The organism is Haliea sp. (assembly GCF_040221975.1).
GTDB lineage: Bacteria > Pseudomonadota > Gammaproteobacteria > Pseudomonadales > Halieaceae > Haliea.
The window spans coordinates 59,008-74,283 of sequence record NZ_JAVJWR010000034.1 but is presented as its reverse complement, the minus strand read 5'-3'; the positions used below and the strand labels follow the sequence as shown (position 1 = coordinate 74,283).

The 15,276-nt window shown below is 55.8% G+C and carries 14 protein-coding genes and 1 tRNA gene; 8 read left to right on the top strand and 7 right to left on the bottom strand.

What is annotated here, in order from left to right:
- Positions 1–406: 406 nt before the first annotated feature.
- The gene (locus RLO07_RS18200; RefSeq protein WP_462293567.1) at positions 407–1,891 is read right to left on the bottom strand and encodes a WS/DGAT/MGAT family O-acyltransferase; all 1,485 of its coding nucleotides are present in this window, start codon (positions 1,889–1,891) and stop codon (positions 407–409) included.
- Positions 1,892–2,006: 115 nt separating this feature from the next.
- Between RLO07_RS18200 and RLO07_RS18195 the strand changes: the two genes are divergently transcribed.
- Positions 2,007–2,870, top strand: coding sequence for an SDR family NAD(P)-dependent oxidoreductase (locus tag RLO07_RS18195; protein WP_462293568.1), 864 nt, complete (start codon positions 2,007–2,009; stop codon positions 2,868–2,870).
- A 39-nt stretch (positions 2,871–2,909) separates the two neighbouring features.
- Here the strand turns inward: RLO07_RS18195 and RLO07_RS18190 are convergent, their stop codons facing one another.
- Entirely contained in the window at positions 2,910–4,385 is a 1,476-nt protein-coding gene (locus tag RLO07_RS18190; protein ID WP_462293566.1) for a DUF3336 domain-containing protein, read from the bottom strand.
- An 85-nt stretch (positions 4,386–4,470) separates the two neighbouring features.
- On the opposite strand from RLO07_RS18190, the gene RLO07_RS18185 reads away from it, so the two are divergent.
- A complete protein-coding gene (locus RLO07_RS18185; protein ID WP_462293565.1) occupies positions 4,471–5,244 on the top strand; it encodes an enoyl-CoA hydratase/isomerase family protein in 774 nt (257 codons plus the stop codon).
- A 4-nt stretch (positions 5,245–5,248) separates the two neighbouring features.
- Here the strand turns inward: RLO07_RS18185 and RLO07_RS18180 are convergent, their stop codons facing one another.
- Together RLO07_RS18180 and RLO07_RS18175 are read right to left on the bottom strand one after the other, a co-directional pair.
- Positions 5,249–5,986: an SDR family NAD(P)-dependent oxidoreductase gene (locus RLO07_RS18180; protein ID WP_462293564.1), complete on the bottom strand. Its 738-nt coding sequence runs from the start codon at positions 5,984–5,986 to the stop codon at positions 5,249–5,251.
- 29 nt (positions 5,987–6,015) lie between these two features.
- Positions 6,016–7,038 (bottom strand): alpha/beta hydrolase, encoded by a 1,023-nt coding sequence (locus RLO07_RS18175; RefSeq protein WP_462293563.1) that lies wholly within the window; start codon positions 7,036–7,038, stop codon positions 6,016–6,018.
- Positions 7,039–7,285: 247 nt separating this feature from the next.
- Between RLO07_RS18175 and RLO07_RS18170 the strand changes: the two genes are divergently transcribed.
- From RLO07_RS18170 to RLO07_RS18145, 6 genes are all read left to right on the top strand, one after another.
- Positions 7,286–8,074 carry an enoyl-CoA hydratase-related protein gene (locus RLO07_RS18170; protein WP_462293562.1) on the top strand — a complete coding sequence of 263 codons (789 nt, stop codon included), beginning with the start codon at positions 7,286–7,288 and terminating at the stop codon, positions 8,072–8,074.
- 31 nt (positions 8,075–8,105) lie between these two features.
- Positions 8,106–9,476: an acyclic terpene utilization AtuA family protein gene (locus RLO07_RS18165; RefSeq protein WP_462293561.1), complete on the top strand. Its 1,371-nt coding sequence runs from the start codon at positions 8,106–8,108 to the stop codon at positions 9,474–9,476.
- Position 9,477: 1 nt separating this feature from the next.
- Complete coding sequence (locus RLO07_RS18160) at positions 9,478–9,810, top strand: AtuA-related protein (RefSeq protein ID WP_462293560.1); 333 nt, start codon at positions 9,478–9,480, stop codon at positions 9,808–9,810.
- 2 nt (positions 9,811–9,812) lie between these two features.
- Complete coding sequence (locus RLO07_RS18155) at positions 9,813–10,787, top strand: phosphate acyltransferase (protein WP_462293559.1); 975 nt, start codon at positions 9,813–9,815, stop codon at positions 10,785–10,787.
- A 13-nt stretch (positions 10,788–10,800) separates the two neighbouring features.
- Positions 10,801–12,036 carry an acetyl-CoA hydrolase/transferase family protein gene (locus tag RLO07_RS18150; RefSeq protein ID WP_462293558.1) on the top strand — a complete coding sequence of 412 codons (1,236 nt, stop codon included), beginning with the start codon at positions 10,801–10,803 and terminating at the stop codon, positions 12,034–12,036.
- Positions 12,037–12,229: 193 nt separating this feature from the next.
- A complete protein-coding gene (locus tag RLO07_RS18145; protein WP_462293557.1) occupies positions 12,230–12,859 on the top strand; it encodes a tyrosine-type recombinase/integrase in 630 nt (209 codons plus the stop codon).
- Between the two features lie 107 nt (positions 12,860–12,966).
- On the opposite strand, the gene RLO07_RS18140 is transcribed toward RLO07_RS18145, so the two are convergent.
- The 3 genes from RLO07_RS18140 to RLO07_RS18130 form a co-directional block, all read right to left on the bottom strand.
- A tRNA-Arg gene (locus RLO07_RS18140) sits at positions 12,967–13,043 on the bottom strand.
- Between the two features lie 65 nt (positions 13,044–13,108).
- Positions 13,109–14,797 carry an FAD-binding oxidoreductase gene (locus RLO07_RS18135; RefSeq protein WP_462293556.1) on the bottom strand — a complete coding sequence of 563 codons (1,689 nt, stop codon included), beginning with the start codon at positions 14,795–14,797 and terminating at the stop codon, positions 13,109–13,111.
- An 11-nt stretch (positions 14,798–14,808) separates the two neighbouring features.
- Positions 14,809–15,216 carry a hypothetical protein gene (locus RLO07_RS18130; protein WP_462293555.1) on the bottom strand — a complete coding sequence of 136 codons (408 nt, stop codon included), beginning with the start codon at positions 15,214–15,216 and terminating at the stop codon, positions 14,809–14,811.
- Positions 15,217–15,276: the final 60 nt, after the last annotated feature.

Below are 15,276 nucleotides of genomic sequence, written 5' to 3'. Positions count from 1 at the left end.
TTTTCGGCGTTTAACGGATGGAAATTCGATGGAAGTCTGGTAGCATTCTGTCACGGCGGAAGTCTCTTTGAATCAATGGTCGCACACTGATTTTTAAGGAGTTTCCGCCGTTTTTCCACCCCTTCTCATGAATTATTCGGGCTAACCGGCGTTAGGCTTTGCCATTGGGAAGCCCCAATTTACCGGAAATGATCCCAATTCATGATTCGATTCTCGAAGGTATAGTATTCAGGAGCTTTTGCGCTTCCGCCTCAGACAACAGGTTGCCTTTGTCGATACCGCGCTGTACAGCTTCTCGTGCGCGACCCCATTGATGCTGCTGCAGATACTTTTTTGCCAGGTTAACGTACAAATCCCCTCGGGAGCACTTCGGCGCTATCAATTCGAGCACATTGATATCCTCCAGTTATTTTTTCTTTGATTTGGATTTTGGGCTTGCCCTGCGCTTTTTCCGTGACGACGCTCCAGAAGCCAATTGCACAGCGCTATGCATCGATTCGAAGGATTCCTGAAGACAGATACGATAGTTCTCAGGGTCGGGCATGGCTACTCTACACGCCTGAAATGAAACAGTAGCGGTACCACAGTAACTACTCACTGCGTGAAAGATGCCGAGGCCGTCCAGTACAATACCCATATTACACATACCTGCGAGCCTGGCACCGCTCATATAAAGAGGTACAGGGGATCCGGGCACGTTAGTAACTACTGTATTAACCAGTGGATTTATACTCGTCATCAGCGAAGGTATCGCTCTCGACGCGAGTGAGGTCAATAGCGCGGGCATGGCCTTACTGACTTCCAGCATGACCTCTACTCCCAGCGCATCCTGATAGGCCTTTGACTCTGTCGCGCTGCGATGTATAGCATGCAACTTCTCCAAGGGGTCTTCGATAAGATTGTGAAGATTAACTTTAGCCACAGTGACCAGATTACTCGTATCCGAGTAGTCGGGCTTATCAAGCATCGCTCGAATGTTAATGGGCATACCTGCAGAAAGATCGTTTTCAGGGGCCTCGCCATGACTCACCAGATACCGATGCATCGCTCCGGATACAATCGCCAGCATCACATCGTTGATGGTCACACCATCGAGCGCATTCTTTACTAGCTTCAGGTCATCTAGCGCAAAGATTGCTGCGTCCATGACCAGGTGGCCGGATACCCTGGTATTAAACCGCGTGTTCTGAGATGGTCCCAGCGCGGTAAATCGCTTTTCTTCACGTCCTTTTCTCAAGCGTCGCCAGGCGGGCGCCGCACTACCGGCCAAATCGAAGAACCGTTTTGGCTGACGCAGTAGATTGAAGTAGGCCCGTGTCAACATTTCAATGTCACCCGGGCCTTTAGAGAGCCCCACTTTCATTGAGTCTTTTGCTTTTTTCTGTGCTGGCTGTGGCTCAAGGTCATGTATGGCGCCCACTAATTCATCACCGGCCACACCGTCTATCGAGGCATGATGTAGCTTTACATAAAGAGCGAATCCGCCCTTCGGCAGCTCTGCTATATTGTCCAGGCCTTCTATCACATAGACTTCCCACAATGGCCTGCTCATATCCAGCGGGCGGGCGTGCATGCGCGCCACCAGAATACATAACTGGCGCCAGTCACCTGGTTTTGGCAGTGCTACATGACGTACGTGGTACTCTATGTCGAAATCCAGATCATCTACCCAATACGGGTGATCCAGATTGAAGGGCACACGTTGCAGCTTCTTACGCAGGATGCTTTGCGTGCCCACTCGGGCTTCGAATGTGGTCAAAATGTCCTTAAAGCGGACTAAATTATTTTTTGTCGTAGACACATCGTAGAACAACAACGTACCCACCTGGAAGGGAGTGCGTGGCCCTTCCATATGAACAAAACCTGCGTCCAGCCCTGCCAACTGCTTCATCGCATTTCCTCATGCGCGGAACATTCACTCATCCCCGTGAATAATAAGTGGAACGGGGGGCGCATTTTGAGTATTATGCGCACTATGTACCAGCATACTTATTTTGTCCAGTAACATGATACCAAAAAGAGTATTGCTAATAGGGTCAACTGGGGGCGTAGGTGGCGCGTTGGCCACGCGGCTAATGGCTAGCGGCTATCACGTGATTGGGACTTGTCGCACCAGAAAGCAGCAGAAATACCTGCTTGACCAGAGCCTTTGCCATACCGCGGTCGTTCTGGACCTGAGCCGAACCCGAAGCATTACACAGGCATTTCAGGACCTGAAGGAGAAAGGTGTCGAGACATTGGCAGCCAGTATTAATTGCGCCGCCATAACTCAATCTGCCTTGCTTGAGCATATGCAACAGGCTGATTTCGAGCGCATTATGCAGGTAAACGTCGCCGGCACATTCCATGCGGCTCGCCTCTCGTTACCGCTGCTAAAAAATTGCAAGGGGCGACTTATTTTTATTGGCTCATCTGGCGGCGATATGGCTTTGCCCGCCTTGGGTGCCTATAGCGCTTCAAAGTTTGCTCTTGAGGCGCTCGCTGATACCTTTCGGCGAGAACTGGCCGGATACCAAGTTCCCGTCAGCTTGATCAAACCCGGCGCGATCAAAAGCAACATGACCCTAAAACACCTGGAGGCTTTGGACGCTATCATTGTTGGCAACCCGCAGCGGCTTAATAAACAAACTCTGAAACATTACCGTGCTCACAGGGCGCGCATGGCCTACGGCTATCGCACTGGAGTGGAGCCCGACGAGGTCGCCACCACCGTGTTCAAGGCGCTCCAGGACAAACAGCCCAATGCACGTTATATGGTAGGAGCACAACCCACGCTAATTAACTTCTCAAGCCGACTGTTACCCGACAGACTGAAGGATCGCCTGCTTGAAAATATTATGACTGGTGAATCCTCAGATCGCGAAGATTGACTGCGGTCAGAAATTTCGACCCAATACCCATTAAGCCGGTTAATTCTTACCTTTATCCCCAAGAATAGAATCCAATTTTCGGCCTATCTTCATACAGTTTCGAATCATTTCGATCTTGGGCCAGGTCGCCTTCTCCCCCTCTCTTAGCAGAAAGTGCATTTCCTTCTGTGACCAGCGCTTGGCCAATTTCCGTGGATCAAACAGGCGGTATCTCGGCAGTATGTTGATATCGCCCGTGTAGGTCTGTGTCACCATGGAATGTAGCTGTCCCATAGCAATACTCAACGACGACGAGCCTCTCAAAAGAGGTTTGGTCGCGACATAGTTGAACTCTATCATTTCCCTAATCAGGCGCACAGGGAGCCGCTTCACCTTGGCTTGAATGCCCTGCTCCAGCTTTGGATCGGTCATGGCCCACAACACAAGCGGGTTGGTCTGGCTAACAATAAAGTGATTTACACCATATAATCGAGCAAGACGCTTGGCTGGAAGATCGCTGCTGACAGAGCCGTCTACCCAACGCCGGCTCGGCAGGTATGTGACGCGCTCTCCCCGTGTAGACTTCGCTTCAAGGATTACAGGCTCCATGGCCCCGGGTACAGCACAAGAGGCCTTAACAGCGGAGCGAATATAGACGTTTGGGGAGGTGATCGCATTCAGCAATCTTGAGGTCTGATTCGCCCCCGCGGGCGATACCGAAATGTTGATTGCATGGCCAGTCAATTCATAAGCTTCCTGGAACGTCAAATCGCGCACAAAATGCGCATGCATCGCTTCTATATAGCCCATATCAAGCCGACCCTCACGCCCCAACAGAATCCAGTCCAGAAAGCGTTTTTTTTCTGCTGCGTCGACTACAATATTATTCGGATCGAAGAATTTTTTCAGCTCGCTACTGGTGTGTGTGCCAACTGCCGCAGCGATCATTGCTCCGGCACTGGAGCCTGAAATAATTTGCGGCAAGACATCCTGTTCCACTAGCGCCTTAATGACCCCCATGTGGAATAGTCCGAGGGTGCCCGCCCCACTGAGCATCAGCGCTGAACGACCAAAACAGTGTCTCGCTCGTTTGAAAAAGTCCAGCTTGTCAGTTGGATTAAGCTGCTCATGGCTGGCGGTGGCTAGCGCGTCGAGGCTATAAACGATGTCGTCGATGTACTCCATAATCAAGCGCTTTGTCCCATACCGCGCGCGGGCGTACAACGCTGGGCGACCCATGCCACCCATGTTTCCATGAACACCTTGATTAAGCGTGAACAAAAGCGCCTGGTAATCACGCTGACGGTGATAATCTCGAAGCTGATGCAAACGCAATCGGATTTCTGCGTAATCGTACAACGATGTTCGGTCTGTATTTTTCCACTTAACCATGCCAGAGAGTTCGTCATGCTCTTTAGCCAGCTCGCTCCACTGCTGATAATTCCTTGCTTTGGTCATCTCACGATCAAGGCGACCAAGAACCGTCCTACGCGATCCTTTCATCACAACGCTGCCACTCATATAATTAATAATCATGCATTCTTTTATCAAGCATACCCTAATGACTACGGCAGGCAAAGTTGCTATGCTGACTCGGAGACAGGAAAGGAGAAATATAGACGTGACTGAACCTGTGCTTCTGCAAGATACGCAAGGGAACGTTTTGAGTATTACATTCAATCGCCCAGAAAAGTACAACGCCATTACCTCTGCCATGCTGGCGGATTTGGCAGAAGCGGTCGACAGGTTTCGCGAAGACCATGATTTACGCGTTTTGGTGCTGCGGGGAACAGGCAGCTATTACTCTGCGGGTATGGATATCAGCGAAGGACTGGCGCCAAGCACCGACAGCGGCATTGACTTTCGCAACTGGTACCGCAGGGACATCCATCGCTTATTTGATGAGCTGGAAGCGATTGAAAAACCAATTCTGGCAGCGGTGCAGGGCCCCTGTCTGGGCGGTGCTTTGGAAATGGCCCTATCCTGCGATTTTCGGCTGGTGGCGGCCAGCGCACGATTCGGCTTGCCTGAGACCAGGATCGGGGCACTGCCAGGCAGCGGAGGCATGAGCCGTCTTACTCGATTGGTTGGCGCGGCTGAGGCCAAATGGCTGGTTATGGCCGCCCAGACTATTGACGCTCAACGTGCCTTGAGAGTCGGCTTGGTGCATGAGGTCTATCCGGACGAGGACTTCGAGCAGCAGGTCACGGAATTTGCGCAAGCATTGGCAGCATTGCCACAAGAGGCTGTCGGGGCTGGTAAAGTCGCCATAGATGCGATACAGGACGTCGACAGGGCAACCGCACGGCAAATTGAGCGCCTCAGCAATACTCCTTTGTCCCAATCGACAGAGCACCTAAGGCTCGTGCAGGCTTTTCTCGATCGCAAAAAGTAGTGCATCAAGCCAGCATTCCTCCGTCCACTACCAGGGTTGAGCCGGTCACCTGCCGTGCCTCATCACTGGCGAGATACAAAACGGCAGATGCAATATCCTCTGGCTCGGCCACTTTGCCGGTAGGTACTGTAGCCGCCATCCGCGCAATCATGTCCTCTGGCATATCATTCATCATCGGGGTTCGAGTCAGACCAGGATGTACCGAGTTACAGCGGATATTGTAGCCTGATCGGGCACAGTGCAGAGCCACTGTGCGAGTAAGATTCCATACACCTGCTTTCGACGCGCCATAAGCGGGCCCGACAACGCTGGCGCGCAGGGCGCCGATGGAGGAAATGTTGACAATTACACCTCCGCCTCTCTGCTTCATGTGGCTGATGGCAAACTTGCACCCGAGGAATGTTCCGTCCAAATTGATCGCCATCACCCGACGCCAGCTGGCCAGATCCGTCTCTTCAATAGTGCCCATCGCAGGGATACCGGCGTTATTCACCATGATGTCCAGGGATAAGCTTTCCTCATCGAGTCGCTCGATGATTCTACTCCAGGCGCGTTCAGAGCTGACATCGAGGCCCATGCTCCAGGTACGACCTCCACCGAGGGTGATCTCCTGAGCGCGCTTTTCTAAAGCCTCTTCATCAATATCCGTTAGAACGACACACGCCCCCTCCTCCACGAATCGCGAGGCGATTGCGAAGCCGATACCGCTGCCCGCACCAGATACCAGCGCAGTTTTTCCCATAAGACGCCCTCTTGCGTGGATTCGACCGTTCACGCCACGCCCCCCATATACGTTGCGTCACTGTTACTGAAACGCGTTACTCGACCAATGACTGGTTGTCGATTGAACAGAATCACTGCATCCTTCAAACTGCCTTTATCAGAGGGTTCCTCAGGATTCCTCAGGGCGTGATGCACCCACTTAACCACCTCTTGCTCTGCTAACGCGGCCTCTGGTAGGAAGTCGTGCAGCATATGAACGTGCGGCATGCCTTGCCAGATATGCAGCGTCACTGGCGCACTGGCTACGCTTGCCACTCTCGCATAGCCTAAGGCGTCATCCCGGAGCGCCTCCACGCCACCCACCACCAACAAAACAGGCGGCAGGCCATACAGATCGCCGTAAACGGGAGACGCTACAGGATCGGTGTAATGGTCGAAGTTGAGGTAGTGTCTCTGAGGTGCCACAGCGGGTTGCAAGGCATACATCGGTTCTGTCCATCGGTGCATTAACCAGGTTGCACTGACCTGGGCGAAGTCCACCGGCGGTGATAACGCGACAGCCGCTGCCGGGTTCGGTAAACCCTCCGCCTTGATCAGGTTTAACAACGCGAGCGTCAGGGTGCCGCCAGCCGAGTCGCCCATCACCAGAATGTCATCAGATCGATAGTTTCTCAGCAAGTAGCGATAGGCTGCCAGTGCATCCTGTGGAGCAGCAGGAAACGGGTGCTCGGGGGCCAACCGGTACCAGGGCATGAACGCCGATGCTCCGATTTGAGCGCATAACCGGGAAACCATGCCGCTGTGCATCTCGGGCATGCGGACTATAAAAGCACCTCCATGCAAATACAAAATCACTTTACCTGGCGAACAATTGCGGTTGTGAATCCATCTCCCTGCAATTGGGCTGACTTGCTCCTCCACAGAAACACCGTAAGCCAAACGACCTGCCCGGCGGCGATCGAGCCGGGCGATAAGTTGCCTGAATTGGGGGACGCTGACTTCGCGCCGTAGTAAAAGACGCATGCTCAGTCGTGTCACGCAGTTGAGCAGTTTGGATCGAGTGCTCGCCATATCTGTCCTGAAAATCCCCGTACTTGAGTCATCGGTAAAGAATGGACTGCCTGATTTGGCTTTTCTGTTTCAGATTGCCTGCCATTATAGGCGACTCAGATTATAGTATGCATCATATTTAGTTGCATGCGTACTATTATTTCCATATAATCGCAGGATGGCGCTGGCGTGGACAGGGCCAGCAACTGTCCTCGAGGTAGCGCGTCAAGACAGAACGTATCCACATCTACGATTGAACGCGATAAAGATGAAAGAGCCTTTGTTCACGACATCGCCCCGCCAAGGCGTGTTACGTATCACCATGAATCGTCCCGAGGTCCACAACGCCTTTGATGATCTTCAGGTCGTGCGTCTAATCCACACACTGACGAAGGCGGCGGAAGACCCCGATATTCGCGTGGTCGTACTGGCAAGTGAAGGTAAGAGCTTCTCGGCAGGTGGCGATATTGACTATATGCGCAGGATGGGTAGCAACAGCTACCAAGAGAATATCGATGACGGCGGTCAACTGGCCAAGCTCATGTATACCCTGAACTTTCTGCCCAAGCCCACCATTGCCCGTATCCAGGGCGCCGCGATGGGTGGCGGCGTAGGCCTGGCCTGTTGCTGCGATTTCGCTGTCGGATCACCCAGCGCCTTGTTTGCAACCAGCGAGGTGAAACTCGGCATGGTAGCCGCCACGATTAGTCCATACGTGGTCTCTACAGTCGGCGAAAAAGCTGCGCGCAGAATGTTTATGAGCGCCCTGCCGGTCAGGGCCGAACAGGCACTTAATCTGGGGCTTTTAAGTGACCTTGTGGCCGAGAGTGAGCTCGATGCGGCGATAGACACGCTAAGTGATACGTTATTGCAAAACGCTCCGGGGGCTGTAAGTAGATCGAAGCAGTTGGCTTTTGATGTCTCGTCTCAACCCTTCTCACAGGACATGATATCCGCCACGGTAAAACTCATCGCCGACGTGCGTGATTCCGAGGAAGGCCGCGAAGGGCTTGGCGCTTTCCTGGAAAAACGTCCACCCAACTGGATAAAAACCTGAGGGCCGCCCTGCCCCATTACAGGAGTACATCATGCGCGAAGAAAAAATCATCCGTGTAGCCAATGCCCAGGGTTTCTGGGGTGACAGCCTACTGGGGCCCCTGCGGCTGGTAGAAGAGGGGCCAGTGGATTACCTGACCTTTGACTACCTCGCTGAAATCACCATGAGCATCATGCAAAAACAAAAGATGAAAGATCCCGAGGCGGGCTACGCTCGAGACTTTGTCAGTATGTTGGGGAAAATTCTACCCACCTGTAAGTCAAAAGGTATCAAGGTTATCGCTAATGCTGGGGGTGTAAACCCACGCGCTTGCCTGGAAGCGATCGAGAAGATAATCGCCGAGGCAGGACTCACCGGTATAACAATCGCCATTGTCGAGGGTGATGATATCCTCGGGCAACTTGACGAACTGGCAGAGTCTGGCGAGGCTTTTTCCAACATGGATACGGGCGAGCCGCTGTCCAATGTGCGCGACAGGGTTACCAGCGCCAACGTATATATAGGCGCCAGGCCGATTGTTGAGGCGCTGGAACGAGGCGCCGACATCGTTGTTACCGGCCGCGCCTCAGACCCGTCGCTGGTTCTGGCTCCGCTCATCTACGAGTTCGGTTGGTCAATGGAAGACTACGACAAACTGGCCGCCGGAACCATAATGGGTCACATTGTGGAATGCGGACCACAGTGCACCGGAGGGAACTTCTCAGACTGGCGCCGTGTCACTGATTTCGCGCGCATAGGCTATCCGGTGATCGAGGCAAGCAGCGATGGCTCGTTTGTCGTGACCAAGCACGAGGGCACAGGTGGCCTGGTCTGTGTTGAATCAGTTACCTCTCAGCTTCTGTATGAGTTGGGCGACCCCAAAAACTACCTCGGACCAGACTGCATCGCCGACTTTACCTCTATCAATATCCAGCAAGCCGGCGATAACAGGGTGGCAATCTCAGGCATCACCGGCCAGGCCCCCACCGATACGTACAAAGTCTCCATGTCTTACGCAAACGGCTACAAGATCCTGGGAACTCTGTGCATCGCAGGTCCCGATGCAGAAGAGAAGGCGCATATATTGGCCGATATGGTCTGGCAGCGCACAGCCATGCACGGTTTTGAGATTCCTCCCCAGAACCGCTTTCTGGAACTGTTTGGTACTAACGTGCTGTATAAGGGCCTGGTGCCCGCCCCCGATCAACCCTCGGAGATCATGCTCAGAATCGGCGCCCGCAGCGATGACCCCAGAGCCCTCAATACAATGGGCACCGAACTGGCACCACTGATTACCTCGGGCCCACCGGGCGTAACGGGTTTTGCCGGCGGTCGCCCCCGAGCCACCGAAGTGGTGGGCTATTGGCCCGCCCTCATCGACAAGACAAAGGTCCACACGCAGGTGTCGGTAAAGGAGATATAACGTGGCGAAAGTACAGCTGGCTGAGATCGCGGTTGCGCGATCAGGCGACAAGGGCGATGGCAGTAACATTGGGGTAATGGCGAAATCACCGGGGCTTTACGCGCTCCTTGAGCAGACGTTGACCGCGGCAGTGGTGAAAGACTACTTCAGGGAAATCTGCTTCGGCGACGTCACACGATACGAATTGCCAAATTTGCAAAGCCTGAATTTCATTCTGGATGACTCGCTCGGTGGCGGCGGCACCGAAACATTGATCACGGATGCCCAGGGCAAGGTACATGGGCTGGGTCTGCTGCATCTGGAACTGGACGTTCCGGACGAGCTTCTGCGCTGATCATGAGCGGCAAAGGCTCGCCATCGGAAGTACTTGAGCAACTTCTCACACGAGCCCAGTCTATTTGCAAACGGGTTATTTTTCCTGAGGCTTCAGACCCGCGCGTACAGCAAGCCATTGAGATTCTTGTAGCACAGGGCATTTGTATACCGATCGTACTGCATCGAGAATCCGCCCCGGAAGGCTGTGAGGCATTCTGGGCCCGGGAAGACGCAGACACTCTCTTCGACGAGGCAACCCAGGCTTATACCCTGATGCGCGCAGGCAAGGGCATTACGTTTGAACATGCACGGCATACCCTTCAGAGCGACCCACTTTTGCTCTGCGCCGTACTGGTGCATACCGGCTATGTCGAAAGCGGATTGGCCGGCGCTATCACACCTACGCCCGATGTACTTCGGGCATGCCTGCGGGGTATTGGCCTGTCACCGTCCTCAAAGCTCGTGTCCAGCGCCTTTATTATCGACCACAGCTACCGGTTGATGACATTCGGCGACTGCGCCGTAAATCCGGAACCTGACGCAGCGCAACTCGCTCAAATTGCGGTGGACAGCGCCCATACGCACTTAGTATTAACGGCGACAACGCCCAAGGTCGCCTTATTATCATTCTCGACACATGGTTCAGCTGAGCATTCCAGTGTGGACAAAGTGCGCCAGGCGCTCGATATTGCAAGATCTATGGCCCCTGACCTGGAGATCTGCGGCGAGCTACAGCTGGATGCGGCTCTTTTACCAGAGATAGGCAGCAGCAAAGCCCGTGGCTCACAGGTAGCGGGACACGCCAACGTGCTGATCTTTCCGGACCTGAATTCGGGCAACATTGCCTATAAAATCGCTCAACGCCTGGGCGGCGCGCATGCTATTGGGCCCATCCTCCAGGGGCTGGATAAACCATGGCTTGATCTCTCGCGAGGCTGCAGCAGTTCGGATATTGTTCACGCAGCTGCAATGGCCGCTATACTGGCAGCCCAGTAAACAGGCTAAGGGCATGAGAGTACAAAGCATTGAAGCGATTCTCGGGCAGTTGACTGCAAACGAATCGATATTTATCGCCGGCTCGTCGGCAGAGCCAAGGCCAGTGGTTGAGACTCTCTACCGGCTTTCAGCACAACTACCCCCTCTTGAAATAGTCCATTCTTTCGTACCCGGGATCAACAACACGCCGCTGGCTGCAGCGCATAACGAAATCACTGAAATATCAATATTCCCTCGCAAAGGCTATGGCTCCCTGGATAAGAAAGTCGGACTGATCCCATGTAGCTACTATGGCTATGATCTGTTTCTCAGTCAGCGCAGATTTGACTGGTGTATTGTCCAGGTCTCACCACCGGATGCGAAGGGGCGTTACTGCCTGGGACCCTCAGTGGAGTTTCTGCCGCAAGTGCTGCGTAACAGTCGGCTTATTATTGGCGTTATCAATCCACAGGTACCAAATATTGATGGCTCGGCCTTTATTGATGGTTCTCTCCTGACCCATGCCTGTGAAATCGATTCCCCTCTGGTAAGTTACGATGCGGGTGACGTAGATACGGTGTCCGCGAAGATTTCCGCTAACGTTGCCACACTAGTGGATGACGGCAGCACGCTGCAGCTGGGCCTTGGCAAAATACCCGCGCAACTACTGGAGAAGCTCACGGATCGAAGCGACCTGTGCTTTCATACCGGGTTACTGACGGCGGGCTATTTTAATTTGCTTGAGGCTGGAGCATTGAAGGTGGATAAAGATCACCACACTTGTGCCAGTCTTGGGGATGCGGCGTTCTACCACCGTCTGGGCGATACCCTGAGGCTTAAGGTATGCGGTGTCGAGTATACCCACGCGCCGGCGACCCTGGCGGAACTGGGCTCTCTGGTCGCCATCAACTCCGCCATAGAAGTCGATCTCTTTGGACAGGCAAATCTGGAGTTTGTAGGAAATCGGCAAGTCAGCAGTTCCGGGGGGGCACCTGATTTCGCAAGAGCCGCCCGCACAGCGCCGTATGGGAAGAGCATTATTGCCCTGCCTGCGACCGCTGCAAAGGGTGCTGTTTCCCGAATCGTGCCGCGATTACCGACCCATCAACCTATCTCCCTGGCCAGACATGACATCGACTATGTAGTGACCGAGTTCGGCGTTGCCCATATCTCGGGGCAGCCAGTTGCATCGAGGGCCCATGCCCTTATCAGTGTCGCAGCACCGGAGTTTCGAGAGAGTCTGGAGAAATCACTTGATACCTATAGATAAGATACTTGCCAGACAATTCGATGAAAATAGTCGATAACGTAATGGAGACTATTATGAACCGTGAAGCGTTGGCTACTATGGCTTACTAAGTCAAATGACGGCTATTACCTATGCCAGATAAAATCTCGCGGCGACGCCATGATTGGACACGTACAGTAAATGTTTGACGCTACGTGTTATCAAAGAGCACCCCATGCTGGGCAAGAAGGTGACCAAGTTCAGCCTGAAGGCTCGGGAGCGCTACGTTGAGGATTGGGAGCTGGCAGCCTGGGCCAGCGTAGCCAATCCCTTCCTGGTTGCCTATGTCTCCCTGAAAGGTGCCACCGGCCTACGCCAGCAGGATCTCCTGACCCTGGAGCGGAAGCACATCTCCGAGACTGAACTGGTGTCCGTGAACCTGAAGACTGGCAAGCAGCTGCGCTTCCCGCTCTACGACGCCGAGGGTGATCCTACTTCGGTCAAGCGGGCGCTTGAAACTGTGGATGCCTACTACCGAACCAAGAACAAGAGTCGAGCCAGGCCAGTACTCAATAGCCGCTGGATCTTCATGACCAGGACAGGTGGCTCCTACTATGATCTGGAGAATCGTAGGGCTCCTGGCTTCAAGAACATCTGGGGACGGTCCATGAAGAAGGCCTTGGCCGAGAGCATCCTGGAAGTGTCGTTCACGGAACACGATCTCCGGGGCAAGGTAGCCTCTGACTTGGCCACCGATACCGATGCCCAGAACCTCCTGGCTCACTCTGACGCCAAGACCACCCGCAAGCACTACCGGCGCAAGGGTACTTTGGTTACACCTGCCAAGGGGTTCTTTGGGAACTGAGCGGTGCTAAAAACTTCAATCTATGGGGAAAGATCCCATCTATGGGGAAAATCTCTCGGATTGAGCTTTGAGGAGGGCTTATAAGTGTTTGATTTTACTGAGGTATTTGGCGCGCCTGGCACGATTCGAACGTGCGACCGCCTGGTTCGTAGCCAGGTACTCTATCCAGCTGAGCTACAGGCGCGTTGAGGGGCGCTACTATAGGTATCGAGTCCTTGTTAGTCAAGGGCTTGCGGGGCAAAAATCCCGTCAGCCGCCCAGTACGCCACCGCCCACGGCGCCCCGGGCCGGGGTATCCACCAGCACGCCCGGGTTCATCATGCCGCGGGGGTCCAGCACCGCCCGGGCGCCAGCAAAGGCGGCCCGGAACAGTGCCGGCGCCTGGCGGTCATAGCCCCGCGGGCGATGGTCGCGGCCTACCGCGTGGTGGTGGGTCACGGTGCCGCCGAGGGCGGTGACAGCCTCGTTCGCGGCCAGCTTGATCTGGCGCCAGCGGCTCAGCATGGCGGCCATGTCGCCGCTGCCGGTGCCGCGGGCGTAGAAGGTGAAGTAGGGTGCCGGCCCGTCCGGATAGACATGGGTGAAGCGACAGCTGAGCATGCCTTCGCCGCCGGTTGCTTCCCGGATCGCGCGGCCGACGGCTTCCTGTACCCCGGCGTACAGGGCCTCGAACCGATCCCAGGTGATCGCGGTCTCGAAGGTATCCGCGATTACCCCGCGCGGGGTCAGGTAATTCCGATAATAGGGCGCGCGCAGGAACTGGTTGCGCCAGGCGCCGGCCTCACCCTGGCGGTGCTCGCCCTCCTCCGCGCCGGCGCTGCGCAGGGAGCGCTGTGCCGCCTCCCGGTCCCACTCGCCGCCGTGATCGGCCACCAGTTCCAGGGCCCGCGCCAGCCAGGCATCCAGCGGGTGGTCCGCAGACTCAAAGGCCAGTACCAGTACCGCATTCGTGCCGTCGCCAACGCCGTTGACCAGCGCCTCCACCGGGTCCAGCAGGCGACAGTTGCTGGGGAATAGTGCCGCCTGGCTGATGGCCCGCACCGCGGCACAGGCACCGGCCATGCCGGCAAAGCGGATGCTGGCGGAGGCGCGAAAGCACGGCCGATCCTGGACCCGCATCCAGGCCCGGGTAATCAGGCCCAGGGTGCCCTCCGAGCCCAGCAGCATCCGGTCCGGCGCGGGGCCGGCGCCGGAGCCGGGCAGTCGACGGGTTTCCAGCAGGCCGCCAGGGGTAAGCATGCGGATGCTCTCGACAAAGTCGTCGATATGAGTGTACTGGGTGGCGTAGTGGCCGCCGGCACGGGTGGCGATCCAGCCCCCGAGGGTGGAAAACTGGAAGCTCTGGGGAAAATGGCGCAAGGTCAGGTCGTGCGGCTTCAGGGCCGCCTCCAGCTCCGGGCCCAGGGCACCCCCCTCGATCAGCGCGGCACGGCTGCTGCGGTCTATTTCCAGCACCCGGTTCAGGTACTGCAGGTCGATGGAGAGCACCAGCGCATAATCGCCCTCCACCGCGGTTTCGACGCCGCCGCAGACGCTGGTGCCGCCACCGAAGGGAATTACCGCGGCGGAGGCGCTGTCGGCCCAGGCCAGCAGGCCCTCGAGCTGCGCCTCGTCCCGGGGAAAGGCGACCCAGTCCGGCGGCCGCGGCACGGCGCGCTGCAACATCCGGACCCCGTCGGCAAAAGACTTGCCACAGGCGTGGGTCAGACGATCATACGGTGTTGCGGAGCAGATTGATGCCAGCGCAGCGGGCGGCCGGCCGCGGGGAGCCGGCAGGGAAAATTCTTCCAGCCGCGGGGCCGTCACCGCAGCGGCACCGCCGGTAGTCAGGGCCACCAGCTCCGCCAGCCGCTCCTCCTCGGCCGGAGCCAGCTCCTCATCCGCGTAGCCCCAACCCCAGAAGCGCAGTTCCCTGCGGTGGGCAAGTGATTCGGGCATGGGCACGCCTGCTAGCGGATAAAGCCGGTGTCCGACTCCATGTACAGGCGCAGTGGCAGGCTGCCGTCATCGCGCAGGTGGATAATCAGGCCGTAGTAGTCGTTATCGTAATCGGCCACCCACTCGTAGCGAAAGTCCGGCATGAGGTCCAGCGGCTCAGGGCGGCGGCCAATGACACGCACTTCCTCCAGCTCATTGGCGGACACCGGGAGCCTCTCCTTCGGTATGGCCAGGGTGATCTTGCGCTCGCCCTCAACCTCACCGGGCTCCACCTCCCGCACCCCGGTGCCGCTATTCTCGTCCAGGTGGCCCTTGACCAGTTCCAGCCAGCCGGTTTCGGAACTCACTGGCTGCGCCAGCGCGGTGGGCGCGACAGCAATGGCTGCGCAAAAACAGAGGCTACGGACGAGACGTGACATGGTATTCTCCAGTATTGTGCGATCAGGGCTGCAGTACCGCAGTCCAGCGATAATAGCGCA

Coding starts and splice junctions, on each gene's coding strand:
- RLO07_RS18135 (WP_462293556.1), bottom strand. CDS start 14,797: ATGCCCGAATCACTTGCCCACCGCAGGGAACTGCGCTTCTGGGGTTGG.
- RLO07_RS18195 (WP_462293568.1), top strand. CDS start 2,007: ATGATACCAAAAAGAGTATTGCTAATAGGGTCAACTGGGGGCGTAGGT.
- RLO07_RS18200 (WP_462293567.1), bottom strand. CDS start 1,891: ATGAAGCAGTTGGCAGGGCTGGACGCAGGTTTTGTTCATATGGAAGGG.
- RLO07_RS18180 (WP_462293564.1), bottom strand. CDS start 5,986: ATGGGAAAAACTGCGCTGGTATCTGGTGCGGGCAGCGGTATCGGCTTC.
- RLO07_RS18175 (WP_462293563.1), bottom strand. CDS start 7,038: ATGGCGAGCACTCGATCCAAACTGCTCAACTGCGTGACACGACTGAGC.
- RLO07_RS18155 (WP_462293559.1), top strand. CDS start 9,813: ATGAGCGGCAAAGGCTCGCCATCGGAAGTACTTGAGCAACTTCTCACA.
- RLO07_RS18130 (WP_462293555.1), bottom strand. CDS start 15,216: ATGTCACGTCTCGTCCGTAGCCTCTGTTTTTGCGCAGCCATTGCTGTC.
- RLO07_RS18165 (WP_462293561.1), top strand. CDS start 8,106: ATGCGCGAAGAAAAAATCATCCGTGTAGCCAATGCCCAGGGTTTCTGG.
- RLO07_RS18145 (WP_462293557.1), top strand. CDS start 12,230: ATGCTGGGCAAGAAGGTGACCAAGTTCAGCCTGAAGGCTCGGGAGCGC.
- RLO07_RS18190 (WP_462293566.1), bottom strand. CDS start 4,385: ATGATTATTAATTATATGAGTGGCAGCGTTGTGATGAAAGGATCGCGT.
- RLO07_RS18170 (WP_462293562.1), top strand. CDS start 7,286: ATGAAAGAGCCTTTGTTCACGACATCGCCCCGCCAAGGCGTGTTACGT.
- RLO07_RS18150 (WP_462293558.1), top strand. CDS start 10,801: ATGAGAGTACAAAGCATTGAAGCGATTCTCGGGCAGTTGACTGCAAAC.